The sequence below is a fragment of the Microbacterium sp. LKL04 genome, assembly GCF_900102005.1.
Taxonomy (GTDB): Bacteria; Actinomycetota; Actinomycetes; order Actinomycetales; family Microbacteriaceae; genus Microbacterium.
In genome coordinates this window covers 1,242,910-1,269,586 of the sequence record NZ_LT627736.1, presented here as the reverse complement: position 1 = coordinate 1,269,586, position 26,677 = coordinate 1,242,910, and the positions used below count along the sequence as shown (strand labels likewise).

The 26,677-nt window shown below is 69.9% G+C and carries 29 protein-coding genes; 12 read left to right on the top strand and 17 right to left on the bottom strand.

Annotated elements, in window-relative coordinates; all coding sequences use genetic code 11:
- The first annotated feature begins 132 nt into the window (after positions 1-132).
- Entirely contained in the window at positions 133-1,491 is a 1,359-nt protein-coding gene (locus tag BLP38_RS06295; RefSeq protein WP_091354611.1) for a PhoH family protein, read from the top strand.
- Between the two features lie 66 nt (positions 1,492-1,557).
- Here BLP38_RS06295 and BLP38_RS06290 read toward each other — a convergent pair whose 3' ends face one another.
- From BLP38_RS06290 to xseA, 7 genes are read right to left on the bottom strand one after another with little or no spacing between them, the layout of a single operon-like run.
- A complete protein-coding gene (locus BLP38_RS06290; RefSeq protein WP_091354606.1) occupies positions 1,558-2,214 on the bottom strand; it encodes a response regulator transcription factor in 657 nt (218 codons plus the stop codon).
- Positions 2,211-3,191, bottom strand: a complete 981-nt coding sequence (locus BLP38_RS06285; RefSeq protein ID WP_091354604.1) for a sensor histidine kinase — start codon at positions 3,189-3,191, stop codon at positions 2,211-2,213. The genes BLP38_RS06290 and BLP38_RS06285 overlap by 4 nt, the downstream gene beginning before the upstream one ends.
- Before the next feature lie 10 nt (positions 3,192-3,201).
- Entirely contained in the window at positions 3,202-4,599 is a 1,398-nt protein-coding gene (locus BLP38_RS06280) for a class II fumarate hydratase (RefSeq protein WP_091354601.1), read from the bottom strand.
- 47 nt (positions 4,600-4,646) lie between these two features.
- The gene (locus BLP38_RS06275; protein ID WP_091354600.1) at positions 4,647-5,285 is read right to left on the bottom strand and encodes a carbonic anhydrase; all 639 of its coding nucleotides are present in this window, start codon (positions 5,283-5,285) and stop codon (positions 4,647-4,649) included.
- Entirely contained in the window at positions 5,282-5,905 is a 624-nt protein-coding gene (locus tag BLP38_RS06270; RefSeq protein WP_091354597.1) for a DUF4245 family protein, read from the bottom strand. The genes BLP38_RS06275 and BLP38_RS06270 overlap by 4 nt, the downstream gene beginning before the upstream one ends.
- Positions 5,905-6,126, bottom strand: coding sequence for an exodeoxyribonuclease VII small subunit (locus tag BLP38_RS06265; protein ID WP_091359593.1), 222 nt, complete (start codon positions 6,124-6,126; stop codon positions 5,905-5,907). The genes BLP38_RS06270 and BLP38_RS06265 overlap by 1 nt, the downstream gene beginning before the upstream one ends.
- 10 nt (positions 6,127-6,136) lie before the next feature.
- Complete coding sequence (gene xseA, locus BLP38_RS06260) at positions 6,137-7,426, bottom strand: exodeoxyribonuclease VII large subunit (protein ID WP_091359590.1); 1,290 nt, start codon at positions 7,424-7,426, stop codon at positions 6,137-6,139.
- Between the two features lie 85 nt (positions 7,427-7,511).
- Here xseA and BLP38_RS06255 point away from each other — a divergent pair, with 85 nt between their 5' ends.
- From BLP38_RS06255 to BLP38_RS14425, 3 genes are all read left to right on the top strand, one after another.
- Entirely contained in the window at positions 7,512-8,546 is a 1,035-nt protein-coding gene (locus BLP38_RS06255; RefSeq protein WP_091354594.1) for a 4-hydroxy-3-methylbut-2-enyl diphosphate reductase, read from the top strand.
- Entirely contained in the window at positions 8,543-9,067 is a 525-nt protein-coding gene (locus BLP38_RS06250; protein ID WP_091354591.1) for a DUF6264 family protein, read from the top strand. Before BLP38_RS06255 ends, BLP38_RS06250 begins: the two co-directional genes overlap by 4 nt.
- A 109-nt stretch (positions 9,068-9,176) precedes the next feature.
- Positions 9,177-10,388, top strand: coding sequence for a peptidoglycan DD-metalloendopeptidase family protein (locus BLP38_RS14425; protein WP_091354587.1), 1,212 nt, complete (start codon positions 9,177-9,179; stop codon positions 10,386-10,388).
- 66 nt (positions 10,389-10,454) lie between these two features.
- Here BLP38_RS14425 and fbaA read toward each other — a convergent pair whose 3' ends face one another.
- Positions 10,455-11,486: a class II fructose-bisphosphate aldolase gene (fbaA, locus tag BLP38_RS06240; RefSeq protein WP_091354584.1), complete on the bottom strand. Its 1,032-nt coding sequence runs from the start codon at positions 11,484-11,486 to the stop codon at positions 10,455-10,457.
- 183 nt (positions 11,487-11,669) lie between these two features.
- On the opposite strand from fbaA, the gene glpX reads away from it, so the two are divergent.
- Both glpX and BLP38_RS06230 read left to right on the top strand, forming a co-directional pair.
- The gene (gene glpX / locus BLP38_RS06235; RefSeq protein ID WP_091354581.1) at positions 11,670-12,659 is read left to right on the top strand and encodes a class II fructose-bisphosphatase; all 990 of its coding nucleotides are present in this window, start codon (positions 11,670-11,672) and stop codon (positions 12,657-12,659) included.
- 135 nt (positions 12,660-12,794) lie between these two features.
- The gene (locus BLP38_RS06230; protein ID WP_091354578.1) at positions 12,795-13,076 is read left to right on the top strand and encodes a hypothetical protein; all 282 of its coding nucleotides are present in this window, start codon (positions 12,795-12,797) and stop codon (positions 13,074-13,076) included.
- Here the strand turns inward: BLP38_RS06230 and BLP38_RS06225 are convergent.
- Together BLP38_RS06225 and BLP38_RS06220 are read right to left on the bottom strand one after the other, a co-directional pair.
- Positions 13,054-14,373, bottom strand: coding sequence for a DNA recombination protein RmuC (locus tag BLP38_RS06225; protein WP_091354573.1), 1,320 nt, complete (start codon positions 14,371-14,373; stop codon positions 13,054-13,056). The two genes, BLP38_RS06230 and BLP38_RS06225, sit on opposite strands and share 23 nt — an antisense overlap.
- Positions 14,374-14,402: 29 nt before the next feature.
- The gene (locus BLP38_RS06220) at positions 14,403-14,993 is read right to left on the bottom strand and encodes a 3'-5' exonuclease (protein ID WP_091354569.1); all 591 of its coding nucleotides are present in this window, start codon (positions 14,991-14,993) and stop codon (positions 14,403-14,405) included.
- Positions 14,994-15,103: 110 nt separating this feature from the next.
- Here BLP38_RS06220 and ychF point away from each other — a divergent pair, with 110 nt between their 5' ends.
- Positions 15,104-16,177: a redox-regulated ATPase YchF gene (gene ychF / locus BLP38_RS06215; RefSeq protein WP_091354564.1), complete on the top strand. Its 1,074-nt coding sequence runs from the start codon at positions 15,104-15,106 to the stop codon at positions 16,175-16,177.
- Positions 16,178-16,186: 9 nt separating this feature from the next.
- Positions 16,187-16,960 carry an alpha/beta fold hydrolase gene (locus tag BLP38_RS06210; RefSeq protein ID WP_091354559.1) on the top strand — a complete coding sequence of 258 codons (774 nt, stop codon included), beginning with the start codon at positions 16,187-16,189 and terminating at the stop codon, positions 16,958-16,960.
- A gap of 15 nt (positions 16,961-16,975) precedes the next feature.
- Here BLP38_RS06210 and BLP38_RS06205 read toward each other — a convergent pair whose 3' ends face one another.
- Both BLP38_RS06205 and BLP38_RS06200 read right to left on the bottom strand, forming a co-directional pair.
- Positions 16,976-17,908, bottom strand: coding sequence for a helix-turn-helix transcriptional regulator (locus tag BLP38_RS06205; RefSeq protein WP_091354555.1), 933 nt, complete (start codon positions 17,906-17,908; stop codon positions 16,976-16,978).
- Positions 17,909-17,925: 17 nt separating this feature from the next.
- Positions 17,926-18,258 carry a DUF7882 family protein gene (locus BLP38_RS06200; RefSeq protein ID WP_091354551.1) on the bottom strand — a complete coding sequence of 111 codons (333 nt, stop codon included), beginning with the start codon at positions 18,256-18,258 and terminating at the stop codon, positions 17,926-17,928.
- Between the two features lie 144 nt (positions 18,259-18,402).
- Here BLP38_RS06200 and BLP38_RS06195 point away from each other — a divergent pair, with 144 nt between their 5' ends.
- Positions 18,403-19,326 (top strand): helix-turn-helix domain-containing protein, encoded by a 924-nt coding sequence (locus BLP38_RS06195; protein WP_091354547.1) that lies wholly within the window; start codon positions 18,403-18,405, stop codon positions 19,324-19,326.
- Between the two features lie 25 nt (positions 19,327-19,351).
- Here the strand turns inward: BLP38_RS06195 and BLP38_RS06190 are convergent, their stop codons facing one another.
- Entirely contained in the window at positions 19,352-19,555 is a 204-nt protein-coding gene (locus BLP38_RS06190) for a hypothetical protein (protein WP_091359588.1), read from the bottom strand.
- A 134-nt stretch (positions 19,556-19,689) separates the two neighbouring features.
- On the opposite strand from BLP38_RS06190, the gene BLP38_RS06185 reads away from it, so the two are divergent.
- Entirely contained in the window at positions 19,690-20,256 is a 567-nt protein-coding gene (locus BLP38_RS06185) for a copper resistance CopC family protein (protein ID WP_091354543.1), read from the top strand.
- 30 nt (positions 20,257-20,286) lie between these two features.
- Here the strand turns inward: BLP38_RS06185 and BLP38_RS06180 are convergent, their stop codons facing one another.
- Positions 20,287-20,835, bottom strand: coding sequence for a type 1 glutamine amidotransferase domain-containing protein (locus BLP38_RS06180; protein ID WP_091354540.1), 549 nt, complete (start codon positions 20,833-20,835; stop codon positions 20,287-20,289).
- An 87-nt stretch (positions 20,836-20,922) separates the two neighbouring features.
- Between BLP38_RS06180 and BLP38_RS14300 the strand changes: the two genes are divergently transcribed.
- Entirely contained in the window at positions 20,923-21,060 is a 138-nt protein-coding gene (locus BLP38_RS14300) for a hypothetical protein (protein ID WP_165971348.1), read from the top strand.
- 17 nt (positions 21,061-21,077) lie between these two features.
- On the opposite strand, the gene BLP38_RS06175 is transcribed toward BLP38_RS14300, so the two are convergent.
- The gene (locus BLP38_RS06175; RefSeq protein WP_091354537.1) at positions 21,078-22,550 is read right to left on the bottom strand and encodes an MDR family MFS transporter; all 1,473 of its coding nucleotides are present in this window, start codon (positions 22,548-22,550) and stop codon (positions 21,078-21,080) included.
- Positions 22,551-22,693: 143 nt separating this feature from the next.
- Between BLP38_RS06175 and BLP38_RS06170 the strand changes: the two genes are divergently transcribed.
- Complete coding sequence (locus tag BLP38_RS06170; RefSeq protein ID WP_091354533.1) at positions 22,694-24,571, top strand: ABC transporter ATP-binding protein; 1,878 nt, start codon at positions 22,694-22,696, stop codon at positions 24,569-24,571.
- 4 nt (positions 24,572-24,575) lie between these two features.
- On the opposite strand, the gene BLP38_RS06165 is transcribed toward BLP38_RS06170, so the two are convergent.
- Both BLP38_RS06165 and BLP38_RS06160 read right to left on the bottom strand, forming a co-directional pair.
- Entirely contained in the window at positions 24,576-25,538 is a 963-nt protein-coding gene (locus BLP38_RS06165; RefSeq protein WP_091354529.1) for a glycosyltransferase family 2 protein, read from the bottom strand.
- Positions 25,538-26,677 carry a cysteine desulfurase family protein gene (locus BLP38_RS06160; RefSeq protein WP_091354526.1) on the bottom strand — a complete coding sequence of 380 codons (1,140 nt, stop codon included), beginning with the start codon at positions 26,675-26,677 and terminating at the stop codon, positions 25,538-25,540. Before BLP38_RS06160 ends, BLP38_RS06165 begins: the two co-directional genes overlap by 1 nt.

Here is a 26,677-nt window from a genome sequence, read left to right as displayed (position 1 = left end):
TGCCGCGTCGCCGGGCGACCCTAGGTTCATCCCAACGGGCAGAGCGCCTGTTCGAGTCGGCCTCTCACGACTCGTGACCCCTGGTCGACTCGTGACTGCCGGGTGGGTTCCCACCCGGGGCGGGAGTGGGTTGTGACTACACGAGCACCTGAGAAGCAGCGTCGCCAGCACGAGTCCGCGGAGGCGGCTCAGGACCAGGAACTCCGCACCTACGTGCTGGACACCTCCGTCCTGCTGAGCGATCCGCGCGCGCTGTTCCGTTTCGCCGAGCATTCCGTCGTGCTGCCGGTCGTCGTCGTCACGGAGTTGGAGCGCAAGCGCCACGACCCCGAAATCGGGTACTTCGCCCGCCAAGCCCTGCGCCACCTGGACGAGCTGCGCGTCGAGCACGGCCGTCTGGACTTCCCGGTCCCCGTCGGTGCCGACGGGACCCTGCGTGTCGAGCTGACGAACACCGACCCCACCGTCCTCCCCGCCGGCATGCGGCTCGGCGACAACGACACGAGGATCCTGTCGGTCGCCATGCACCTCAGCCAGGAGGGGCAGGCCGTCACCGTCGTGTCGAAGGATCTGCCGATGCGGGTGAAGGCCGCGTCGCTCGGCCTCAACGCGGAGGAGTACCTCGCCGAGCAGGCCGTCGACTCGGGGTGGACGGGAATCGCCTCGATCGACCTCTCCGGCGACGAGGTCAGCGACCTCTACGACAGCGAGGTCGGAGTGAGCGAGGATGTGCGGGGTCTTCCGGTCAACACGGGCCTCGTCATCCATTCGGAGCGTGGGTCGGCGCTCGGCCGCGTGACCGGCGACGGGTCGTACAAGCTCGTCCGGGGCGATCGCGACGTCTTCGGTCTGCACGGCCGATCGGCGGAGCAGCGCATCGCCATCGACCTGCTGCTGGACCCGGAGGTCGGGATCGTGTCACTCGGCGGGCGCGCCGGCACGGGGAAGTCGGCTCTCGCGCTCTGCGCGGGGCTCCAGTCGGTCCTCGAGCAGCAGCAGCAGCAGAAGAAGATCATCGTCTTCCGCCCGCTGTTCGCCGTCGGCGGGCAGGAGCTCGGCTACCTCCCGGGCGACGCGCAGGAGAAGATGAACCCGTGGGGTCAGGCGGTGTTCGACACCCTCGGCTCGGTGGTCACGGGCAACGTCCTCGAGGAGGTCGTCGCGCGCGGCATGCTCGAGGTCATGCCGCTCACCCACATCCGCGGACGCTCGCTCCACGATGCGTTCGTGATCGTGGACGAGGCGCAGTCCCTCGAGCGGAACGTGCTCCTCACCGTCCTCAGCCGCATCGGCCAGAACTCCCGGGTCGTGCTGACCCACGACGTCGGCCAGCGCGACAACCTCCGGGTCGGACGCCACGACGGCATCGCCTCCGTCATCGAGACCCTGAAGGGCCACGACCTGTTCGGACACGTCACGCTCGTGCGTTCCGAGCGTTCGGCGATCGCTGCGCTCGTCACGGACCTGCTGGAGGCCGGCGAACTCAGCTGAAGCTCCTCGGACGCAGGACACCCCCGGCCGCGCGGCCGGGGGTGTCCTGCGTCACCGGGTCACTGGTCACTCCCAGAGGTAGCCCTCGCCGCGCACGGTGACGATGTGATCCGCTCCGAGCTTGGCCCTCAGATACCGGACGTAGACGTCCACGACGTTGGATCCCGGGTCGAAATCCAGCCCCCAGACGCGGCTCAGCAGGACCTCGCGGGTGAGGACCTCTCCCGCGTTCCGGACGAACTGCTCGGCCAGAGCGAACTCCCGGCTGGAGAGTTCCACCTCTCGCCCCGCGACGCTCGCTCGACGCGCCAGGATGTCGAGCGTCACATCGCCGCGGGTGAGCGAGGTGGGCGCACTCGCGGCCACGTCCCGCAGGCGTGATCGCACGCGCGCCATGAGCTCGGCCACCGCGAACGGCTTCGGAACGTAGTCGCTCGCCCCGGCATCCAGTCCTTCGATCGTGTCGTCCGTGCCGCTCCGTGCCGTGAGCATGATGACGGGCGTCGTGTGCCCCGCTCCCCGGAGCTCCCGCAGCACCTCGAAACCGTCCATCGTCGGAAGCCCGACGTCGAGCACGATGAGGTCGATGTCGCCGGCGAGGGCGATCTCGAGGGCGTCCGGGCCGTCCTCGACGCCCACCGCCTCGAAGCCCTCGGCGTGGACCGCACGCGAGACGAGCGAGACGATGTGCGGCTCGTCGTCGACGATCAGGATGCGGGTCATTCGGTTGCCTCTCGCTGCAGCAGTACGTCGCCGGCGCGGATGGGGGACGGCAGCGCCCCACGCGTGCCGATCGGTATCTCCAGGGTGAACGTAGCACCGCCGCCGGGGGTGTCCGCGACGGTGCAGTGTCCGCCATGCGCTTTGGCGATGACATCGACGATCGCAAGACCCAGTCCGGACCCGCCGATGTGACGTTTTCCCGCGCCGCGGTCGAAGCGGCGGAAGATCCGGTGACGGACGGCAGGAGGGATGCCGAGGCCGTGATCGCGGACCCAGAGCTGCGCGCCGGCGGCGTTGACCGCACTGCCGATCTCGATCGCCGTCCCGGTGGGGGAGTACTTCGCGGCGTTGTCCGCCAAGGCCACCCACGCCTGCAGGAGGCGATCCCCGTCCGCGCGGATGACGGCGTCCGCCGACTGCTCGACGCGCCAGGCATGGTCGCCGATGACGCCCACCATCTCGAAGACCCGCTGCGTGAGCGCCGCGAGGTCCACGTCGCCGCGCGAGAGCCGTCCGCCCTCGACCGCCGCGAGGACGTCGATGTCGCCGATCAACCGCGTCATCCGGTCGAGCTCCGCGATGCCGAGGGCGCGGATCGACTCGACGTCGTCGGAGTCGGCGGCATCCATCATCTCCAGGTGGCCGCGCACAATCGTGATGGGCGTCTTCAACTCGTGCCGGACGTCGTCCAGCAGTCGCTGCTGGGTCTCGAACGCGCCCTCGATGGAGTCGGCCGTGATCGCCGCGGCGAGGCCGCGCCGCTCGAGCACCGCCCATCCGACGACACCGATGCCCGCGAGCGCCGGTACTGCCGCGACGGTCCACGCCAACGCCGTCCAGCCCGCGGCCTGAGGTGCGACGAGCAGGACGACGACGAACGCCGCCGCACCCACGCCGACGAGGCCCGCTGCGGCGACGGCGAGAAGGATCCCGAGTCCCGGCGTGCCCCGTCGCGGCGGTGCGGCGGCGCTGTTCACGCTCCGATTATCACCCCGGGTGCGTCATCGAGAGGAGGTCGAGCTTCTCGTCGAGCTGCTGCTCGGTGAGCTCGCCCCGCTCGACGTACCCGAGGTCGATGACGGCGTCGCGGACGGTGATGCCCTTGGCGACCGAGTGCTTCGCGATCTTCGCAGCCGCTTCGTAGCCGATCAGCTTGTTGAGCGGCGTCACGATCGAGGGCGACATGCCGGCGTATGCGGCCGCGCGATCCACGTTCGCCTCGAGACCCGACACCGTCTTGTCCGCCAGGACGCGCATCGCGTTGGAGAGCAGGCGGATGGACTCGAGCAGGGCGGTTCCCATCACCGGGATCGCGACGTTCAGTTCGAACGATCCGGATGCCCCGGCCCAGGCGACCGTCGCGTCGTTGCCGATGACGCGCGCCGCGACCATGAGGGTCGCCTCGGGAACGACCGGGTTGACCTTGCCGGGCATGATCGAGGAGCCGGGCTGGAGGTCGGGGATGTGCAGCTCGCCGAGGCCGGTGTTCGGGCCCGAGCCCATCCAGCGGATGTCGTTGTTGATCTTCGTCAGCGACACCGCGATGGTGCGGAGCGCACCGGATGCCTCGACGAGACCGTCGCGGTTGGCCTGAGCCTCGAAGTGGTCCTTCGCCTCGGTGATGGGCAGCTCGGTCTCGGCAGCCAGCAGCTCGATGACCTTCTGCGGGAAGCCGAGGGGCGTGTTGATGCCCGTGCCGACGGCGGTGCCGCCGAGGGGGACCTCGCCCACGCGGGGGAGGACCGACTGGACGCGCTCGATGCCGAGCCGCATCTGCCGGGCGTAGCCGCCGAACTCCTGACCGAGGGTCACCGGGGTTGCATCCATGAGGTGGGTGCGGCCGCTCTTGACGACGCTCTTCCACGCGTCGGCCTTCTCTTCGAGCGCCACGGCGAGGTGGTCGAGCGCCGGGATCAGGTCGTCGATGAGCGCCTGCGTGACCGCGATGTGGACCGAGGTCGGGAAGACGTCGTTCGACGACTGCGACGCGTTGACGTGGTCGTTGGGGTGAACGGGGCCGCCGAGCTTGCGGGTGGCGAGCGTCGCGAGCACCTCGTTCATGTTCATGTTCGACGAGGTGCCCGAGCCGGTCTGGTACGTGTCCACGGGGAAGTGCGCGTCGTAGGCCCCGGTGACGACTTCGTCCGCCGCCCAGGCGATCGCGTCGGCGATCGCTCCGTCGAGCGTGCCGAGGTCCTTGTTGGCGAGCGCTGCGGCCTTCTTGATGCGCGCCAGCGCCGCGATCTGCGTCGACTCGAGGCCGGACCCGGAGATGGGGAAGTTCTCGACCGCTCGCTGGGTCTGCGCGGCGTAGAGGGCGTCCTTGGGTACGCGCACCTCACCCATCGTGTCGTGCTCGATGCGGTAGTCGGTCTCGTCGGTCATGGTGGTCAACGTCCTCGTTTCACGTGTGTGCGGTGGGAAAAGAGTGGTCAGCCGGCTTCGCCGACGACCACGTCGGGGATGGCGGTCCCATCGGCCAGGCGGTAGTTCGCGCCGACGACGGCCAGGCGTCCTTCGGCGACCGCGTCGCTGATGAGCTCGGAAGAGTGCAGGATGCCGGCGATCGTGTCGCGCAGGTGCTCACGACCGACCTCCTCGGCGTCCACCGTGGCGGATGTCGTGCCGGGGGATGCTTGGAGCACGCGACGGACGGCGGGAACGATGGGAGCCACCTGGCGCCAGATCCCCGCCGGGAGTGCCGGAGCATCCGGTGCGGTGGAGTCGATCGCCGCGCGGACGGCGCCGCATTCGTCGTGGCCCAGGACCACGATCAGGGGGACGCCGAGCACGGCGACGGCGTACTCGAGGCTGCCTACGACGGAGTCGGAGATGACCTGCCCCGCGTTGCGGATGACGAACAGGTCGCCGAGCCCCTCGTCGAAGATGATCTCCGCGGCGAGGCGGGAGTCCGAGCATCCGAAAAGCGCGGCCGTCGGGCGCTGCACGTGTGCGAGCTCGTGGCGACGCTCAGCGTCCTGCCGGGGGTGCTCGGGTTCGCCTGCGACGAACCGCCGGTTCCCGGCGAGCATCGAGGACCACACGTCGGACGGGGTCGGGTGTGCGCTCATCGCGCCTCCTCTCGCAGGGTGCGAATCTGGTCGCCGAGGCTCTCGGCGACGGTTGCGGCGGCCGAACGATCAGTGGACTCGGACAAGCCGATGATCACCGTGTCGGAGCCGATGGTGGTGGCCAGCGCGTAGTCGATCTGCTGGACGGGGCTCGGGAGCTCGTACACGTCCCAGTCGACTGCGTCGATCGTGGTCGTACCGGTCGGCGCGAATCCGCCCAGCTCGCGGGAGACCCAGCCGTCCGGAGCGCTGAAGGACTGGGTGACCTCGACATAGCCCCGGGCGGGGGCGTAGACGATGCGCCACTCTCCGCCCTCGACGAGCGCGGAGTTGGCACGCCAGGCATCCGGGACATCGGGGACCACCACGCCGTGCCCCGCGATCTTCTCAGCCTGTGCCGCAGATGCGGCGACGTCGGCTTCGGGGACGTCGGCGGGGGTCCCGCGCGGCACGCCCAGGTAGACGACCGCCATGATCCCCACGCACACGATGAGGGCGGCGATGAGGTTCCGGAAGGTCTTGCTCGACCGGTAGCGCTGAGACGCCGCCGCCTTGCGCGCGGCGGTCTCCGCCGGGGTCTCGGGCCGTCCCAGCTCGGCGACGATGCGCTGCCTCGCCATCAGGACGCGGCCTCGCCATCCGGGCGGGCTTGGTCGAGCCGGCGTTTGGCGCCGAGGAGCCACTCCTCGCAGCGGGCGGCCAGTGCTTCACCGCGGGTCCAGAGGGACAGCGACTCCTCGAGGGTCGGTGCCCCCTGCTCCAGCTTCGCGACGACCTGCACGAGCTCATCGCGGGCCTGTTCGAAGGAGAGGGCCGACACATCCCCGGCGTCGCTCGTCATGTCTCCCATCCTAGATCGCGGAGTCGGCGGCATCCGTCTCCGCCACCTCGCCGGTCGACCGCGCAGCGAACGATCCACGGCCGACGGTGACCACGACGTCCGCGCCTGCCGGCGCCTGCTGTGCGTCGCGGACGATGCCGCCGCCGGGAAGGTGCGCGATGGCATAGCCCCGGTCGAGGGTCGCGCCGGGGGAGAGGGCGCGCAGAGATGCGCGCAGCTCCGCCGTCGTGCGGGCCGCGGCATCCCACCGCCTGGCCATCACGTCGCGACCGCGTGACGAGAGCGCGACGACCTCCTGCGCACGGCTCGTGAGGAGGGACTCGGGATCTCTCAGCACCGGACGCGAGCGCAGCTGCGCGAGAGCGGCGATGTCGTGCGTCACGCGCTGGGTGAGCCGGGTACGCGCTCGGCTGCGCAGCTGCTGGACGAGGGCGCGCTGCTCCGACACGTCGGGGACGACGCGCTTGGCGGCATCGGTGGGCGTCGATGCGCGCAGGTCGGCGACGTCGTCGAGGAGGGGATGGTCGTTCTCGTGCCCGATCGCCGAGACGACGGGGGTGGATGCCGCGGCCACCGCACGGAGCAGTCGCTCGTCGCTGAAGCCCAGCAGTGTCTGCGGGTCGCCGCCCCCTCGGGCGATGACGATGACGTCGACCTCGGGGTCGTCGTCGAGGGTCCGTAGCGCGGCGAGGGTCTCGGGGACGCAGCGGTCGCCCTGGACCGCCGCGTGGATCGTGCGGAAGCGCACGTGCGGCCAGCGCAGCTCGGCGTTGCGATGGACGTCCTTCTCGGCGTCGCTGCGTTCGCCCGTGATGAGGCCGATGACGTGCGGGAGGAAGGGGAGCGGCTTCTTGCGGGCTGCGTCGAACAGGCCCTCCGACCGCAGCGTCGCCCGCAGCCGTTCGAGGCGCTCGAGCTGATCGCCGAGGCCCACGTGGCGCATGGCCGACACGGTGAAGCTGAAGTCGCCGGTCTTGACGAAGTAGTCGGCCTTCACGCAGGCGACGACGCGGTCGCCCACCTTGAGGTCGCCCGGGGCGCGCTGCAGGGTCGAAGACCACATGCGGAACGAGAGCATGCCGTCGGCGTCGGCATCCTTCAGCCGCCCGAACACGTGGCCGCCGCGGAGGTTCCACGCGGTGATCTCACCCTCGACCCAGACCGCGCCCCACTTCTGCACGAAGTCGCGGATCGTCTCGTTGAGCCGGGAGACCGACGTGGGCGTGTCGGGAGAGGAGTCCCGCGGGTGCACCGCATCCGGCGGGGGGACGGCTCCCGCCTCGGTCTGGAAAGTGGTCACGGACACCCATCTTGGCCTACACGTCCCCCACCCAGCCGGGGGTTCGTACAATCGAGGGGTGACCTCACCAGCCGTTTCGCTGCCGATGCCCCGTATCCCGGGAGCCCGCGGGCGGCTCGTCGACCTCCCCGTCCAGGGCGACAAGCGCGTCCTCCTCGCCGCCCCTCGGGGGTACTGCGCCGGCGTCGACCGGGCGGTGATCGCCGTCGAGAAGGCGCTCGAGCGCTACGGCGCACCCGTCTACGTCCGCAAGCAGATCGTCCACAACATCCATGTCGTGACCGAGCTCGAGTCTCTCGGGGCGATCTTCGTCGACGAGGTCGATGAGGTCCCCGAGGGCGCCCATGTCGTCTTCAGCGCCCACGGCGTCTCGCCCGCCGTCGTGAACGCCGCGGCGGACCGCGGTCTCCAGGCCATCGACGCGACCTGCCCCCTCGTGACGAAGGTCCACCGCGAGGCCGTGCGCTTCGCCCGCGATGACTTCGAGATCCTCCTCATCGGACACGACGGTCACGAGGAGGTCGAGGGCACCGCCGGTGAAGCTCCCGAGCACGTGACGATCGTGAACTCTCCGGAGGACGCCGACACGGTCGTGGTGAAGGACCCCGACAAGGTCGTGTGGCTCTCGCAGACGACCCTGTCGGTCGACGAGACGATGGACACCGTCCGGCGCCTCCGCGAACGCTTCCCGAACCTCCAGGACCCGCCGTCGGACGACATCTGCTATGCGACGCAGAACCGTCAGGTCGCGATCAAGAAGGTCGCGCAGGATGCCGACCTCGTCATCGTCGTCGGCTCGGCGAACTCGTCGAACAGCGTCCGCCTCGTCGAGGTCGCGCTCGAGTACGGCGCGAAGGCCGCCTATCGCGTCGACTACTCCCATGAGATCAAGCAGGAGTGGCTCGACGGCGTGCAGACCGTCGGCGTGACCTCCGGTGCGTCGGTTCCCGAGGTGCTCGTGACGGAGGTGCTCGAGGATCTCGCAGGAGCGGGGTACCGCGACGTCGCGGAGGTGAAGACCGCGGAGGAGGACCTCATGTTCTCACTGCCGAAGGAACTGCGGCAGGACCTCGAAGGCCGCCGCGACGAGCGCGCTCTCGGGGGGCGGAACCGCTCGTGAGCGACGAGCCCCGACCGCGACCGCAGTACGGGGAGTACGCGACGCCCGAGGAGCAGCGGGCCGCCATCCGTCAGCCCACGCCGGAGCCTGCGGCACCCGTCGATCCGCCGCATCCGCCGACCGCACCGGCGACGACCGTGGCCGCGCGTCCGACGCGGATGGCCGATCGCGTGATCACCCTCGCGCTCCTCGCGTACGGATTGTTCACGGTGATCGGCGCGATCCCGCAGCTGGTCGACTACGGCTCGTTCGCGAAGACGTGGATGGAGGTCGCCGGCGTCAGCGGCGAGTTCACCAACACGGACCAGGGAGCCCTCTGGGGTGGGATCGGTGCGACGGTGTTCGCGGTGGGGTGGCTGCTGACCGCGATCCTGTCGTGGTGTTCGTTGTCGCGCGGGAGGCTGAGCTGGTGGATCCCACCGGTTGGCGCCATCGTGACGTTCCTCATCGTCAGCGTGTGTCTCGTCGTGCCGCTGTTCGGCGACGCGGATCTCCTGCGGGGGATCGCGCTCGGCTCGTGACCCGCCGTTCCCACCCACGCGGATGAGCGGTAGGAGACCGTTCGCCTGACCTGGTACTTTTACGGCTGGTGCGGGCTCTCCCTCGCGCGTCGGATTCGGGAGGAGAACCGTGACCAGAACCCGGAGGATCGCCTCCCTCTCGATCGCTGCGGCGTCGGCCGTGGCCCTGCTGCTGTCTGCGCCGAGTGCGGCGACCGCAGCGCCCGGGGCACTCTCCCCATCGAGCATCACCGTGGCGCCCGCCGCGACCCAGGCCGCCTTCACGCGGGCCCCCGCACCCACCATCAGCGGTACCGCCGTCGCCGGCAACGTGCTGACGGTCACCGCGGGTTCCTGGCAGCCCGCACCCAGCCGGCTCGACATCCAGTGGCGAGTCGACGGCAACCCCGTCGATGGTGCGACGGGAACCGAGTGGGAGGTTCCGACCGGGGTCGCGGGCCGCTCGGTCTCGGTCTCGGTCTCGGCCAGTCGCGCGGGGTATCAGACGAAGACGACGACCTCGGCGGCTCGCGCCGTCTCGTGGTCGCTCGGATCCGTGATGACGCCGGGAACCATCCTCCGGCCCGGGATGAAGCTGACCTCGCCGGACGGCCGGTACGCCTTCGGCATCCTCGGCGACGGCAATGTCGCGCTCACCCGGGGGACCGCTCTCGTCCGCACCGCGAAGACGACGCTCGTGCTCGACGGCAGGCTGTCCTTCACGAAGGACGGTGAGCTGCTGCTGCTGAATCAGTACGACGTCGCGCTGTGGAGCTCGGGGACCGGCGGACTCGGCGCCACGGGCGCGGTCCTGGGCAACGATGGTGTGCTACGTCTCGTCGACGGCAACAGTGACGACGTGTGGACGAGCGCGAAGATGGCGGCGCAACCGGACGCGACCGCAGCCGCGGCATCCGTCCCCGGTCGTTTCGGTTGGGCCTACCCCTTGCGGCCCTCGGGCACGTTCACGACCTACGCCGGCCACAGCGGCGATGACATATCGGCCTCGACCGGGACACCGATCTACGCGATGCGTGGCGGTACGGTCTCGGTTCGCGAGCTCTGGATCACCTCGGGCTGCCCCTCCTGGGCGCCGAACACCACGAAGCAGAAGGAGGTCGTCGTCACCTCGACCGTCGACGGCCGCCGGCTCGAGCAGGTGTACGCGCACCTCAGCGCCTTCTCGGTCAAGACCGGGCAGAGCGTGACCGCCGGGCAACGCATCGGTTCCGTCGGATCGACGGGCTGCTCGACCGGCCCTCACCTCCACACGGCGTTCACCGTCGACGGGGTGAGGTTCGAGCTCTACCCGCGCGACGTCCTGGGCGGGTCGAGCTACTGACTTCAGACAGCACCGACGACGAAGCCCCGGTCCGATGCGGACCGGGGCTTCGTCGTCGGACGGGTGTCAGACGCCGAGCGACTCGCCCGCCGAGCCGAGCTGCTGCGTCGCGGCGACGACGCGCTGAGCCATGGCGGACTCGGCGACCTTGCCCCAGGCGCGCGGGTCGTACTGCTTCTTGTTGCCCACCTCGCCGTCGAGCTTCAGGACACCCTCGTAGTTCGCGAGCATGAAGCCGGCGACCGAGCGAGTGAAGGCGTACTGGGTGTCCGTGTCGATGTTCATCTTCACGACGCCGTTCTGGACGGCCAGGGCGATCTCCTCGTCGGTCGAACCGCTGCCGCCGTGGAACACGAGGTCGAGGGGCTTCGGGCCGGTGCCGAAGTGCGCGGCGATGCCCTCCTGGATCTCGCCGAGGAGCTCGGGGCGCAGCTTCACGCCGCCCGGCTTGTAGACACCGTGGACGTTGCCGAAGGTGAGGGCCGAGATGTAGCGGCCGTTCTCGCCGAGGCCGAGGGCCTCCACGGCCTTCGTCACGTCTGCGACGGTCGTGTAGAGCGCATCGTTCGAGCCCTCGTGCTGGACCCCGTCCTCTTCGCCGCCGACGACGCCGACCTCGATCTCGAGGATGGCGTTGATGTTCTTCATGCGGGGGAGCAGGTCCTTCGCGATCTCGATGTTCTCGTCGAGGGGAACGGCCGAGCCGTCCCACATGTGCGACTGGAAGATCGGGTTGCGGCCGGCCTTGACCTCGGCCTCCGAGGCCTCGATGAGCGGCAGAACGAAACCGGGGAGCGCGTCCTTCGGGCAGTGGTCGGTGTGGAGGGCGACCGTGATCGGGTAGTTCTTCGCCACCTCGGTGACGTACTTCGCGAACGCGAGGGCACCGGTGGCGCGGCCCTTGACCGTGTGGCCGGCGAAGTAGTCCGCACCGCCGGTGGTGACCTGGAGGATGCCGTCGGAGCCGGCCTCGGTCAGGCCCTGCAGCACAGCGTTGATGGTCTGCGAGCTCGACACGTTGATCGCGGGGTAGGCGAAGCCGCCTGCCTTCGCGCGGTCCAGCATGTCGGCGTACTGGTCGGGTGTGGCGACGGGCATGTCAGCTCCTCAGAGAAGTCGGTGATTCGCTGCAACTCTATCGAAGGGATGCCGCCCCCTCCGGAGCGTGACTGCTGATCGAGAAGGTGCCCTCTCTTCCGGATCGGAAAGAATCCGCATTCCTTCGTCGCCGTGAGGCGAGAAACCGACGGCGGACCAGGCTGGCAGTCCTAGGCTGAGCGCATGGTGAGCCTGACTGCCGATATGAGCCCTCTGCACCCCGACCGGAACCTCGCGCTGGAGCTCGTCCGCGCGACCGAGGCGGCGGCGATCCGCTCCGTTCCCTTCATCGGGCGGGGGAAGAAGGAGCTCGCCGACGGCGCCGCGGTCGACGCGATGCGCGCCTTCCTCACGACCGTCAATTTCGACGGCGTGATCGTCATCGGCGAGGGCGAGAAGGACAACGCGCCGATGCTGTTCAACGGCGAACGCGTCGGCACGGGCAGGGGACCGCAGTGCGACATCGCCGTCGATCCGATCGACGGAACCACACTGACGGCGGAAGGGCGCAACAACGCTCTGTCGGTCATCGCCGTCGCCGACCGAGGCGCGATGCTCGACGCATCCACCGTGTTCTACATGGACAAGATCGTCACCGGACCCGAGGGCGTCGGCGTCGTCGACATCCGCCTCCCGATCGCGGAGAACATCCGTCGTCTCGCGGAGGCTCTCGGCAAACCCGTCGAGGAGCTCGTCGTGTCGGTGTTGAACCGGCCCCGGCACGCTCAGCTCATCGACGAGATCCGGGATGCCGGTGCAGGAACGCGCCTCATGAGCGACGGCGACGTTGCCGGCGGGATCAATGCGGCGCGCCACAACGCGCGCACCGACATGTGCGTCGGCGTCGGCGGGAGCCCCGAGGGCATCGTCACCGCCTGTGCCATCAAGGCACTCGGCGGACACATCCAGGGTCGCCTCTGGGCCCGCGACGACGACGAGAAGCAGCGGGGGATCGACGCGGGCCTGAAGCTCGACGATCACGTGTACGAAGCGGACGACCTCGTGCGGGGGAACAACACGCTGTTCGTGGCGACGGGTGTCACCAACGGCGAGCTCGTCGCGGGGGTGCGCCGTGCCGGCGACTTCGTGTACACCGAGAGCGTGGTGCTTCGTGGGGCCTCGGGCACGCTCCGTCGCATCTCGTCGGAGCACCTGACGTCGAAGTGGCTGTGACCCCATAACGAGCAGCCGGGCCTCTAGCGGACACGCGCGCGGAGCGTCAACCCAGGATCGCGGACGTCCCCTCTGGCACAATGGGCGATGGTGTCAGCGGTCCCCGGCACTCGTCACCGCCCCTCAGGAGTTCCCATGTCCACCGCATCCAGTGACCCGCGCACAGGTCAGCTCTCGCTCACCGGTCACCTGCCCGTCACACCGACGGGGCAGATCCCGATCGTCGGTCAGACGGCAGGCGGCGTACGTCCGGTGACGGCACAGGTCCCTGTGGTCGACGACCCCGCGCGTCGCCCCGACGTGCTGCTGCGTCGCCGCATGCCCCCCGGCCATGAGATCAGTGCGTGGTGGATGATCGGCGCGTTCGTCGCCGTATCCCTCAGCGTCATCGGGCTCATGACGTTCTTCCCGGCCTGACCTCCCCGTCGCGTTCCAGCCTCTCCCGCAGGTCGCCGAGGTCCGCCGGCTGGGGGATGTCGTCGAGGAGTTCCGGCGCGATCAGCCGACGAGTCGTGGACTCGATGGGCTGCGGCGTGGACAGTGTCTCGAGCTGCGTGTCGTCGATTCCGGGGAACCTCCGCGCGCTGACCAGAACCCGCGTCTCCAGAGACCCAGCGAATCGGTTGTAGCTGTCGACGGTCCGTTCGATGGCTCGACGCAGATCGTCCGCGTGCCCGGCGAGCGATCCCAGTCGGTGGTACAGCTCGTTCCCCAGGTCGAAGAGCCGTCGAGCCTCGGTGGACACCTCTTGCTGCGTCCACGTGTAGGCGACCGTCTTCAGGACGGCCCAGAGGTTCACCGGGGAAGCGAGTGCCACCCGCCTCCCGAAGGCGTACTCCAGCAGAGCGGGGTCCTCCTCGAGCGCGGCCGCCAGGAGCGATTCGCTCGGGATGAAGCAGACGACGAACTCTGGGCTCGACGGCATCCCCGCCCAGTACCGCTTCTTCGCGAGGGCGTCGATGTGGGCACGGACGGCAGCCACATGTTTCGCGAGCAGGCGCGATCGGCGTGCCGCTTCTTCTCCGACCGCGGTGACGGGGATCGCGCTCGCTTCGAGGTAGGCGTCGAACGGGGCCTTCGCGTCGACGGCCAGCGCCTTCTGACCGGGGAGGCGGACGATCAGATCGGGTCGTCCGCTCCCGGCATCCGAGGAGATGGATGCCTGCGTGTCGAAGTCGACGTAACGCGTGAGGCCCGCGGACTCGACGATACGGCGCAACTGCGTCTCGCCCCAGACGCCCCGGGTGCCGTTGGAGCGGAGCGCCCCGGCGAGCGATTCGGTCGTCGCGCGCAGGGCCTCGTCGGATTCTGCGGAGCGCCGCAGCTGCTCGGCGAGAGAGCCGAACTGCTCCTGCCGGTCGCGCTCGAGGTGGTCGACCTTCTGCTGCATGGCGGAGAGCGTCTCCTGCACGGGAGCGAGAGCGCGCAGGACGGTCTGCTCGCGTCGTTCGCGTTCATCGCGTGCGGCTTGCTCGGCGTGCACCCGGCTGGTCACGTCGCGATGCAGAGCCCGCTGCTGATCGAGCTGGGTCTGGAGGGCGTCTCTCGCCGCTTCCGCGGCGGACGCGCGCGCCTGCAGGCCGACGCGGCGATTCGCCTCGCGTGCGGCGATGAACGCCCCGGCCGCGAGCGCGCCGACGATGAGGCACACGAGAGCGAGGACGGTGACGAAGGCGGCATCCATGTCGTCCATCGTGGCGGAGGCCACCGACATCGAGGCGCCGCCGCGCGGTCCCGCTCGAGTCAGGCCGCCGAAGCGGGCACCGGGTGCGGGATCTGGGGGATGCGGACGCCGAGCAGCATCGCGAGCTCCACGAGGTCCTCAGCGCCGGCGCGAACGGCGGAGTCGATGACGACCTGGGCGCACGCCAGGGCGTCGGCGGTCGCATCGTGATGCGCGAAATCGAGGTGACCGGCGGCGGCCGCGACGAAGGGCAGTCGGTAGGAGGGCAGATCGTAGGTCTTCCGGGCGACGTGCAGGCTGCAGAGGTAGCGAGCCGGCGGTGCCGCATGACCCGTGACCTCGCACGCGGTGCGGAGCACCCGCATGTCGAAGCCGGCGTTGTGGGCCACCAGGATGTCGTCGCCGACGAAGTCGAGCAGGCGGGGAAGCTGGTCGGCCCACGTGTCTGCGGTCCGAACGTCGTCCGCCTGGATGCCGTGGATGCCGACGTTGATCTCGAAGAACCGGTCGTGACCCGCCGGCGGGCGGATGAGCCATCCCTCAGAGGCCACGACCCGGCCGTCTCTGACCCGGGCGAGTCCCACGGCGCAGGCGGAGGCGTTGGAGGAGTTCGCCGTCTCGAAGTCGATCGCGGTGAAGTCCAGACCCATGTGCTCAGCCTCTCCGCCGGCATCCCGGCTACGGGGGAGGCGCGCCGCGGGTGGTCTCAGCCGGCCTTCGGCGCAGGCTCCGGCCCGCCCGCCGCGTAGAGTGGATGCCCGTGGCTCTCACCATCGGAATCGTCGGACTGCCCAACGTCGGCAAGTCCACCCTCTTCAACGCCCTCACCAAGAACGACGTGCTCGCGGCGAACTACCCGTTCGCGACGATCGAGCCGAACGTCGGCGTGGTGAATCTGCCGGACCCGCGCCTGGACGTGCTCGCCGGGATCTTCTCCTCGGAGCGAATCCTCCCCGCGACGGTCTCGTTCGTCGACATCGCCGGCATCGTCCGCGGTGCGAGCGAGGGTGAGGGCCTCGGCAACAAGTTCCTCGCCAACATCCGCGAAGCCGATGCGATCGCGCAGGTCGTTCGCGGCTTCGCCGACGACGACGTCGTCCACGTCGACGGTGCGGTGAACCCGAAGAACGACATGGAGACGATCAACGCGGAGCTCCAGCTCGCCGACCTCGAGACCCTCGAGAAGGCGATCACCCGCTACGAGAAGGAAGTCCGGGGCAAGAAGCTCGACCCGACGGTCCTCGAGACCGCGAAGGCCGCGCAAGAAGCGCTCCAGCGCGGTGAGCTGCTCGCGGCATCCGGCATCGACCTCGCACCGATCCGCGAGCTCGGCCTCCTCAGCGCGAAGCCGTTCATCTTCGTCTTCAACGTCGACGAGGCCGTGTTGACGGATGCCGCGCGCAAGGCGGAACTCGCCGCGCTCGTCGCGCCCGCCCAGGCCGTCTTCCTCGACGCCAAGATCGAGTCGGAGCTCGCGGAGCTCGACCCGGAGGATGCCGCCGAGATGCTCGCATCGACCGGCCAGGACGAGTCGGGCCTCGACCAGCTCGCCCGCGTCGGCTTCGACACCCTGGGCCTGCAGACCTACCTGACGGCAGGCCCCAAGGAGGCTCGCGCCTGGACGATCGGGAAGGGCTGGAAGGCTCCGCAGGCTGCCGGGGTCATCCACACCGACTTCGAGAAGGGCTTCATCAAGGCAGAGGTCATCTCGTTCGAGGACCTCGTCGCGACGGGGTCCGTCCAGGAGGCACGTGCCAAGGGCAAGGCGCGCCTCGAGGGCAAGGACTACGTCATGCAGGACGGCGACGTCGTCGAGTTCCGCTTCAACAACTGAGGATTTCCCATGACACAGATTCAGCGCCAGGTGTTCGACGCCGAGGCTCGTGCCATCCCGTTCATCGACGAGGGCGACGGCCCTGCCCTCGTCCTCGTTCCGGCGCAGGGGCTCGACGTCGCCTACCTCGGTGGGCTCGCGAGCATCCTCGAGGAGGAGGGCTTCCGGATCGTCCGCATCGGCTCCCGCCGTTCCGGCGAGTCGGTGCCCTCGATGCACGACCTTGCGCAAGACGTCGTCGACGTCCTCGACCACGTCGGCATCGGTTCCGCATGGATCGGGGGCCACGCGTTCGGTGGCGCCGTCGCCCGCACCGTCGCGCTCGACCACCCCGGCCGCGCCAGCGGAGTCCTCCTGCTCGGCGTCGAGGCGGCCCGCGCGCTCGACGACGACGCAGCCCGCGCCCTGCACAGTGCCTTCTCGGCACCCGTCGAGGCCCCGGACACCGACGCGGTTCGCACCCTGGTCGGGCCCGGCATCTCCATCCCCGTCGCCTGGGACGTCTTCGCGCGGTCGCGCGATTTCGATGTCGAGGAGTTGCAGAGCGCCGCCCTCGCCTCGACACCCGTCGCCGAGTGGGCGACCCTCGCCGCGTCGCTGCCGGTCCTCATCATCCAGGGCGCCGAGGACCCGATCACGCCGCCCGCGAACGGCGACGACCTCCAGGCGACGGCGGCCGACCGGACGAGTGTCGTCCGTCTGCCGGATGCCGGACACCTGTTCCCGATGACGCACCCCGGTGAGACGGCGTTCCAGATCGAGGACTACCTCGGCTGGGACTGAGCCCGGGGCGACGCGTCAGCGTCGGAGCGTCGCGTGGGGCTGCTCGCCGAACTCCACGCGATAGTGCTGAGCGAAGCGCGGGAGATGGACGAAGCCCCAGCGTCGGGCGACCTCGGCGACCGTCGTGGCGTCGGCATCCGACCTCACGAGGTCCCGTCGCACGGCCTGCAACCGCTGAGCCCGGACATACGTCGCCGGCGTCACGCCGAGGGTGCGCTGGAAGGCGCTCTGCAGACCTCGGACGCTCAGCTTCGCAGCCGCAGCGATGTCCGCGACGCTCAGCGGGTCGCCGAGGTTGTCGTCGATGAACGCCGTGGCGCGGTGGACGGCGCGTGAGCCGACGGTTGCCTTCTCGGCATCCGCATCGATGCCGAAGGTGCTGATCGTGGCCGCGAACACGGCGTCGACTGCCGCCTGACGGATCAGGTCGTTGTGAAGCAGTGCGGCGTCGTCGAAGATCTGGCCGACGTGGGTGATCGTCGACTCCCAGTGGCGCTGCAGATCCGGCGTGAGCGCGCAGGAGTGCGGAAAGCGCCCGTGGCCGTCGAGGTCCGTGCCGGTGAAGGCTCCGAGCGCGGAGAGCCCGATCCCGACGACCTCGGCGTTGACGGCGGAGGACCAGGTCTCGGCCGAGCCCGGACCGAGCAGGAACGGAGCGTCCACATCCACGCGGGAGCCGTTCGACTCGGCGCGGAGGCCTCCGTCGTCGAGCCGCGCCACGCCGACGTAACCGCGGATGTCGATGTGCGAGTGCAGGAAGCCTGTGGTCTGGAACCGCGTGACCTGCAGCCGCTCGTCGCCCACGATCCGCTGGCGCAACGAAAAGGCATCATCCGACTCGCGGATGGATGCTCCCGCAGCGACCTGTTGCAGCAGAGCGGCGGCGGCGTCGACGTCGAGAGCCTCGCGCGTGACATCGACGACGCGCGACTCCTGTTCACTGGACATGGATCATCTTTAGCGGGTCATTCCATGGCGTCGCTGGGTGTGCGAGTGGCGGATCCCTGCGGTTCCGGGATGACGTAGAGACCTGTCGGCGAGTTCGCGACGTGGCTGAGCGCGTCCAGCCACGCCGGATTCAACGTCGGCTGGCGGCTGCCGAAGTACTGCCAGTTGAGGTCGGCGCCGGGATGCAGCCACACCACCTGTCGACCGTCGCCGAGGCTCTGGTCGTTGCGCCACATGAAGGTGAACGCTTCGCCACGTCGCAGCTTCGTGGTGATCACGAGCTGCAGGTGCGCGAGGAGCCGATCTTCGAACTCGGCCCGGATGCGGTCGTTGTAGATGAACTTGCCCACTGTGTCCTCTCGGGGATCGTAATATCCATTATGCGCACCTCATCCGTATTGCGCAGAATGCCGTCGACCCCCGGCACGCCCGGGAGACGTAGGCTCGGATCAGGTCCCGTCGGACCGCAGCCGACCGGGGAAGAAAGGGACAGCGTGCCTGCGCTTCGTGAGCATTTCCGCTCCGCCGATCTCGGCGAGGCGGAGGCGTACATCAACCGCAGTTACGGGAGCGTCGATCTCGATGCGCAGGACCTCGTGTTCGAGGAGTCCAGCGTGGGCGACGATCGCTTCGGGCTCCGGCGATTGAACATCCGCGGCGGCTACAGCGCGGAGTGCCACCTCGACGCGATCATCGTCGTGCACAGCGACGCGCGCTACGAATGGGAGATCGACGGGGAACGTGGCGACGCGGCGGACCCGGTCCTCTTCCAGCCGGGCTCGACCCTCGCCTGCCGGCTCCAAGACACGCGCGTGCAGGTCGTCGCGCTGCCGATGGACGCTCTCACGGACCTCGCACGGACCGTCTACAACGACGACACCGTCACGGTGCGTTTCGACGGTACGCGTGCCGCCGACCCCGCTCTCCTGCGCGCGTGGCAGTCGGCGTCCGCGATGGCGTTCGCCGCCGAGACAGCCCTCGACAACGACCTCGCGCGGGCGTCGCTCTTCCGCTCGATCGCGGTGTCGACGCTCGAGGCGTTCCCCCTCATCGGTGATCGCGCCGAGCGCAGGGAGACCGTCGCCCAACAGCAGCGGGCTTACCGCGCGGCGGTCGCGTTCTTCGAGCAGAACGCGTCATTGCCGATCACGGTGGACGACGCAGCTGCGGCGGCCGGCGTCGGCAGCGCGGCGCTTCGACGCGCCTTTCGCGCGCACTCGGCTGCCGGACGCACACCGATGGAGCACCTCACCGCCGTGAGGCTCGACGCCGCCCGTGCCGAGATGGTCGGGACGCCCATCGGCTCGGTCGACGACCTGAGCGAGATCGCCTCGCGTTGGGGGTTCTCCGTCGCCGGCCTGCGGCGGCATCACCTCGCGGCGTACGGGAACAGTCCCGAGGATCTGCTCGGCCTCTGAGGCGTCGCCCCGGGCGGGCTCGGCGTCACTCGGCGTCAGCCTCGGGCTGCCCTTGGCCGGGGCCGGGCCGGAAGGTCGCGTCGTCGGCGATGTCCACGCGGGTGACCCCGTCGTGCTCCGTCACGAGGTAGTGCGATTCGGCGGAGGGTGCACCGCGGTCCTCGGGACGCTCGAGGTCGGGGGAGAGGTCCTCCGGATTGGTCTGCGCGTCGCTGTCGTCGATGTCCATGTCGTCGTCCTTCCAGGATGTCGTGACGGCCACGGTAGACGCGGGGGCGACGCGTCCGCCGGGGGTTGCTCGACGGCCGCGCGAGCGGTACGCCGACGCATGAGGTGCACAGCGTCAGATGGCAGGCTGGAGTCATGTCCGCCGCGTCGTCCCGCCCTGCCTCCGTCCGTCCCGCGCTGTCCCGCATCCTGGCGGTCTCCGCCGGTATCGCGGCCCTCCTGGTTCTCGGAGTCGCCACTCCGGCCCTCGCGCACGACGAGCTCATCGGCAGCACCCCATCGCCCGACGAGCAGGTCAGCACAGCGCCCACGTCGGTGGTGCTCACGTACTCGGCCGCGATCATGCCGGAGGGGGCCGAGGTCATCGTGGTGGATGCCGCGGGCAAGGACTGGACCGATGGCGCGCCCGTCATCGACACCAACACCCTGACCGCCCCGCTGGCTTCCGGTATGCCCGAGGCGGGCTACCTCGTGGAATGGCGGGTCGTCTCGAGCGACGGCCACCCGATCAGCGGCACGATCCCCTTCGCCGTCGGGCAGGCATCGCCCCTGCAGTCGTCGCAGGCGACCCCGGACGCGGGTGCTGATGGGATGTCGGCCGTTCCGTTCGTCGTCGGGGGCATCGTCGTCGTGGTCGCCGTCGTGGTGGTGGTCGCCCTCGCGATGGCCCGTCGACGCACGACGCCCCCGACGCGCGACTGAGTCGCGGACGGGGGCGCCGGGTTGCCGGTGTCAGACGGTCTGGGCCGCGTGGGGGCCTTCGGCGATCTCCTCGACCAGCTTCGCGTTGAACGCCGGCAGGTCATCCGGAGTCCGGCTCGAGACGAGTCCGGCGTCGACCACGACCTCTTCGTCCTGCCAGGTGGCGCCCGCGTTGACGAGATCGGTGCGCAGGCTGGGGTAGCTCGTCAGGGTGCGCCCGCCGAGGACGCCGGCCTCGACGAGGAGCCAGGCGGCGTGACAGATCGCGCCGACCGGCTTGTGCTGCGCGAAGAAATCGCGGGCGAAACGCGCGGACGCAGCGTCCAGGCGCAGATCGTCGGCGTTCACGACGCCGCCGGGGAGGACCAGGGCGTCGTACTCGGCGGCTTCAGCATCCGCCGACGTGGCGTCCACGGACTGTTCGTGCCCGTTCTTGCCGGTGATGGTGCCCGCCTCGGGGGCGATCATGACCGCGGTGGCCCCGGCATCCGTCACTGCCTCCCATGGGGAGGTCAGCTCGCTGTCTTCGAATCCGTCGGTCGCGAGGAACGCGACGCGCTTTCCGCTGAGGGTGCTCATGCCGTCGACGGTAGGCGTCGGGCGGCCCGGTCTTCAGGCCCTTGACCACCGCGCCGGTGCGGGTTACGCGGGCGTAACATGGAGACCATGGCCACCTCGAACCTGCCTACCCCGTCCCTGCAGCCGATCTCCACGCTTCAGAACACGACGGAGGAGACGGACGCCGTCGACCTTCTCGACGAGGGCGCGTCGTGCTGCGGCGGAGGATGCTGCAGCACGAAGTGAGCTGTCGCGCCGACTGATCAGTGGGCGAGTGGGGCTCCCTCGTCCGCGGACCCCTCGGCCGGCTTGCGGACGAACAGCGCGAGCACGACCGCGGCGCTCGCCACGATCGCACCGACGAGGAACGCGGCATGTACGCCGCCGGCCTTGGCCAGCACCTCGGTATGCCCGTCGGCCAGTCCGGCCGCCGTCGTCACGGTCATGATGGTGACGAACAGCGCGGTCCCGGCGGCGCCCGCGACCTGCTGCAGGGTTCCCACCGTCGCCGAGCCGTACGGGTAGTAGCGCCGGGGGAGCGAGCCGAGCGCCGACGTCAGCAGCGGCGTGAAGGTGAGACCGAGCCCGAGGTTGAGGGCCAGGTGTACCGCGATCACGAAGGGGACGCCCGTGTTCGCGTCGAACAGGGTCATTCCCCACAGGGCTGCGGCGGCGATGATCATGCCCGGGATGACGAGCGGAGTCGGCCCCACCCGGTCGAAGGCGTTGCCGACGAAGGGCGCCATGGCTCCCATGAGGATCCCGCCGGGAAGCAGCATGAGTCCGATGCCGAGGACGTCGAGTCCCAGCACCTGCTGGAGGTAGATGGGCAGCAGGACGATCGAGCCGAACAGCGCGGCGAACACGACGACCACGAGGACGACCGCGAGCGAGAACGCCCGGGTCTGGAACGTGCGGAGGTCCAGCAGTGCGCTGTCGGTCTTCTGCAGGTGCAGCTGGCGGAGGACGAAGAGCACGAGTGCCAGTGCGCCGACGGCCAGCGGGATCGCGACCGGGACCGGGGCGTGCCCAGACGCCGACTCGCCGATCGCGCTGAAGCCGTAGATGAGGCCGCCGAAACCGAGGGCGGACAGCGGGACGGACAGCACGTCGAAACGCGCGTCCGGGCGGGTCTCGGTGACGTTCTTCACCCACACGGCGCCGAGTGCGATCGCGATGAGGGAGATGGGCAGCATCACCCAAAAGATCGCATGCCAGGTCAGGGTCGAGAGGATCAGGCCCGAGACGGTGGGGCCGATCGCCGGTGCGACGGCGATCACGACGGTGATGGTGCCCATCATCCGGCCGCGGTGCGACGGGGGCACGATGTTGAGGACCGTCGTGAACAGCAGCGGCATCATGATCGCCGTGCCGCTGGCCTGCACGATCCGGCCCGCGAGGAGGAACTCGAAGCCCGGTGCGAGGGCGGCGATCAGCGTTCCGGCCGAGAACAGGGTCATGGCGGCGAAGAAGACGGTCCGCAGCGTGAACCGCTCCAGCAGGTACCCCGTCAGCGGGATGACCACGGCCATCGTCAGCAGGAAGCCGGTCGTCAGCCACTGGCCGGTGGCGACGGTGATGCCGAGGTCGGCGACGATGTCGGTCAGGGCGACACTCATGGTCGTCTCGTTCAGGATGACGACGAAGGCGGCGACGACGAGAAGTGCGATGACCGGACCCGTCCTCGTCGGCGCCGGAGCGGCGGTGGGCGTGGATGCAGTGTCCGAGAGGGGCACGAGAGTCCTTCGAGTGGGAGGGGCGGTCGGCGCGGCGGAGACAGGCACACGCGTCTCGCGAGTCGTTCAGCCTAACGGATCCGGGTTGCGCTTCATTCCCCGGGCCGGCGGGGATCGCGCGGGGTTATGGTGACGAGATGAGCATGGGCGGACCCGGAGGCTTCCGAGGAGGGTTCCGCGGAATCGATGAAGACACGCAGCGGGAGCGGAACGCGTCGGCTCCCCGCATCCCGGATCTCGGCCGGCGTGTGGTCGCCCTCTTCCGCCCGTACCGCCGCCGACTGGTCGTCACCGCGGCGCTCGTGATCCTCGGCGCGGCGGTCGGCGTCATCCCGCCGCTGCTGGTCCAGCGCATCTTCGACGACGCCCTCTTCCCGGTCGACGGCTCGCCTCCCCAGCTCGGGCTCCTGGGTGTCCTGGTGCTCTCGATGATCGGGCTGTTCGTCCTCGGCGCGGCGCTCGGGATCGCGCAGACCTGGCTGACATCGACGGTCGGCAACCGGGTGACGGGCGATCTGCGCGTGCGGATGTTCGCCCATCTGCAGGCGATGGACCTCGGGTTCTTCACGCGGACCAAGACAGGCGTCATCCAGTCGCGGTTGCAGAACGACGTGGGCGGGGTGTCCGGCGTCCTCACCAACACCGTCACGAGCATCCTGGGGAACACCGTCACGGTCATCTCCGCGCTGGTGGCGATGCTCCTCATCGACGTGCGACTCACCCTCATCGCGGTCGTCATGATGCCCGTGCTGATCCTCGTGCAGCGACGGGTCGGTCAGGTGCGCGCCCGTATCGCCGGTCAGACGCAGGAGTCGCTGTCGGAGCTCAGCGCCATCACCCAGGAGACCCTGAGCGTCTCCGGCATCCTGCTGTCGAAGTCCTTCAACCGTCAGCGGGCCGAGTCGGATCGCTACGCCGCCGAGAACCGGACCCAGATCGGTCTGCAGGTGCGGCAGGCGATGAGCGGTCAGGGCTTCTTCGCTGTCGTGCAGATCATCATGTCGTCAGTCCCCGCGATCATCTACCTCGTCGCCGGGTTCTTCATCACGGGGGACGCGGTCCCCATCACGGCGGGGGCGGTCGTCGCGTTCACGACGGTGCAAGCACGGCTGCTCATGCCGCTCATGGGACTGATGCGCGTCGCGCTCGACGTGCAGACCTCGCGCGCGCTGTTCGCCCGCATCTTCGAGTACCTCGATCTGCGCCCCGCGATCGCCGACGCCGCCGACGCGCTCGACGTGGCGGACGCCCCCGGCCCGGTGGGGCGGATCGAGTTCCGGGACGTTTCGTTCCGATACCCGGATGCCGGCCCCGACAGCCCTGCGACCCTCGACGGCGTCTCCTTCGTGGCCGAGCCCGGGCAGCACGTCGCCTTCGTGGGACCCTCCGGCGCCGGAAAGACCACGATCCTGTACCTCGCGCCGCGCCTCTACGAGCCGACCGCGGGGACCGTGCTGTTCGCCGGAGCCGATGTGCGCTCGCTCTCGCAGGCATCGATCATCGACCGGATCGGCATCGTGTCGCAGGAGACCTACCTCTTCCACGCGTCGATCCGCGACAACCTCCGCTACGCGAAGCCCGAAGCGACGGATGCCGAGATCGAGGCCGCCTGCGTCGCGGCGAACATCCACCACGTCATCGCCGGCTTCGAGGACGGCTACGACACCGTCGTCGGCGAGCGGGGGTACCGCTTGTCCGGCGGAGAGAAGCAGCGGATCGCGATCGCGCGCGTACTGCTGAAGGATCCGCCCGTGCTGCTGCTCGACGAGGCGACCTCGGCGCTCGACACCGTCTCGGAGCGGGTCGTGCAGGAGGCCATCGACGAGGCCGCGCGGGGGCGGACGACGCTGTCGATCGCACACCGGCTCTCGACGGTGATCGCCGCCGACGTCATCCACGTCGTCGAGGCGGGGAGCATCGTCGAGTCGGGCACGCACACGGAACTGCTGGCGGCGGGCGGTCTCTACGCCGAACTCGCGGCGCAGCAGGTCGCGGCGGCGCGTATCGACGGCGCCGGCTGAATCCTCACCAGGCCTGTGCGGCGGCCAGCAGGGGAGCGGATGCCTCGTCGAGGACGACGCCCTCGTTCTCGGCGCGATCGAGGAGGTCTCGCGTGAACGCACCCAGAAGCTGCCGATAGGTGTCGTCGGGGTGGTGCTCGGCGACCCTCACGAGGGCGGGGACGTCCATGTCGAGGATGAGGTGGACGCGGGAGCGGGCGGCGTCGTCGAATCCCGCGTCATCGAGGACCGCGAGGCCTCCCCGCATACCGTCGAGGTAGTCCTGCAGGACGGGGACGGCGTGGCGCCGCTGCGTGATCGAGGTGCCGTCTGCTCGCTCGCGCCAGTGCACCACGACGTCGGGGATCACGTCGATGGCTCCGGCCGCCGCATAGAGCTGCTGCGCGACGACCTGATCCTCGTACGCCCGCTCCTCGGTGAAACGCAGACCCTCGCGACGCCACAGGTCGATGCGGCTGACCTTGGACCACGCGACGATGTTCCCCGAGACGTCCGGGTGCTCGGCGAGGGTCGTGCGACGCCGGGCGGGCGAGGTGGATGCCGCGACCCAGGGCTGGACGATGCCGGGGGCGTAGCGACCCGAGGCATCCGCTCGCAATCGGACGTAGGCGCCGACGGCGATGTCGCTGCCGGATTCCTCGAGGCTGCCCACGAGGGTGGCGAGCCCTCCCGGCAGCATGACGTCGTCGGCGTCGAAGAAGCCGACATAGGGGGTGCCCACGAGATCGAGCGCCTCGTTCCGGGAGGCGCCCAGGCCGCGGGCGACGTCGTGGCGCACCACCGTGAAGCGAGGATCAGCGGCGGCCGCCGCGGCGAACACCTCGGCCGTCCGATCGCGTGAGGCGTCGTCGACGAGGATCGCGCGGAAGTCCTCGTGCGTCTGCCCGCGGAGGGAGGCGAGGGCCTCGTCTGCGAACGCGCCGACGTCGCGTCCGGGAACGATGACGGTGACGGTCGGGGTGCTCATCACCGCGATCGTACCGCCGCCACCGAGGCGGCGACGGCGTCGGCGAGGGGGGCGGGGTCGATCGTCGCGTGGTGGCCGAAGCTGAACCGGACCGACGTTTGGGCGACCTCGGGTGCGATGCCGAGCGCCAGGAGCACGTGGGAGGGTTCGTCGCTGCCGGCTGCGCAGGCGGATCCGCTCGAGGAGACGACGCCGCGTCGTTCGAGTTCGAGCAGGACGGCTTCACCGCTGACGCCCGAGAACGTGAAGCTCGCCGTCCCCGGCAGACGGCGGGATGCGTGACCCGTGAGCCGCGCCTCGGCGATCAGCGCGAGAACGCGGGCGACGAACGCGTCGCGCACCGCTGTGACGCGCGCCGTCGCGTCGAGTCGCTCCGCCTCGGCGAGTTCGAGCGCGACGGCGAGGCCCACCGCGCCGGCGACGTTCTCCGTGCCGCTGCGACGATCGCGCTCCTGACCGCCGCCGTGGAGGAGCGGTTCCAGGGGGACGCGTCCGCGGATCGCGAGGGCCCCGATCCCCTGCGGGGCTCCGATCTTGTGGCCCGCGATCGAGAGGGCTTCCGCACCGGTCCCCGCCAGGGGCAGCCACCCCGCTGCCTGGACGGCGTCGAGGTGGAGCGGGACGCGCGCCGCGGTGGAGACGGCCGCGAGTGCGGCGGCATCCTGCACCGTCCCGATCTCGTTGTTCGCGTACCCGAGCGAGACGAGCACGGTGTCCTCCCGAAGGGAGGCCGCGAGGTCGTCGGCGGAGACGAGCCCATCCGCGTCGACCCGCAGCCGGGTCACCGCCATCCCGTGGACGCGCTCCAGGAACTCCGCCGACGCGAGCACCGACTCGTGCTCGATCGCGCTCGTGACGAGGTGTCCGGGCCGGCCGGTGCGCAGGAGTGCTGCGACAGCGACCCCCTTCAGCGCGAGATTGTTCGCCTCGGTCGCCCCGGAGGTGAAGATCACGTCTCCCGGCCGCATCCCGAGGACGGCTGCGACCCGGCGACGCGCGTCGGTGAGGGCGGCGGCGGCATCCTCGCCGACCGTGTGGTGGCTCGACGGGTTGCCGTAGCGCTCGCCGAGGAAGGGGAGCATCGTCTCCCGCACCTCGGGACGGACGGGGCCGGTCGCCGCGTGGTCGAGGTAGAGCAC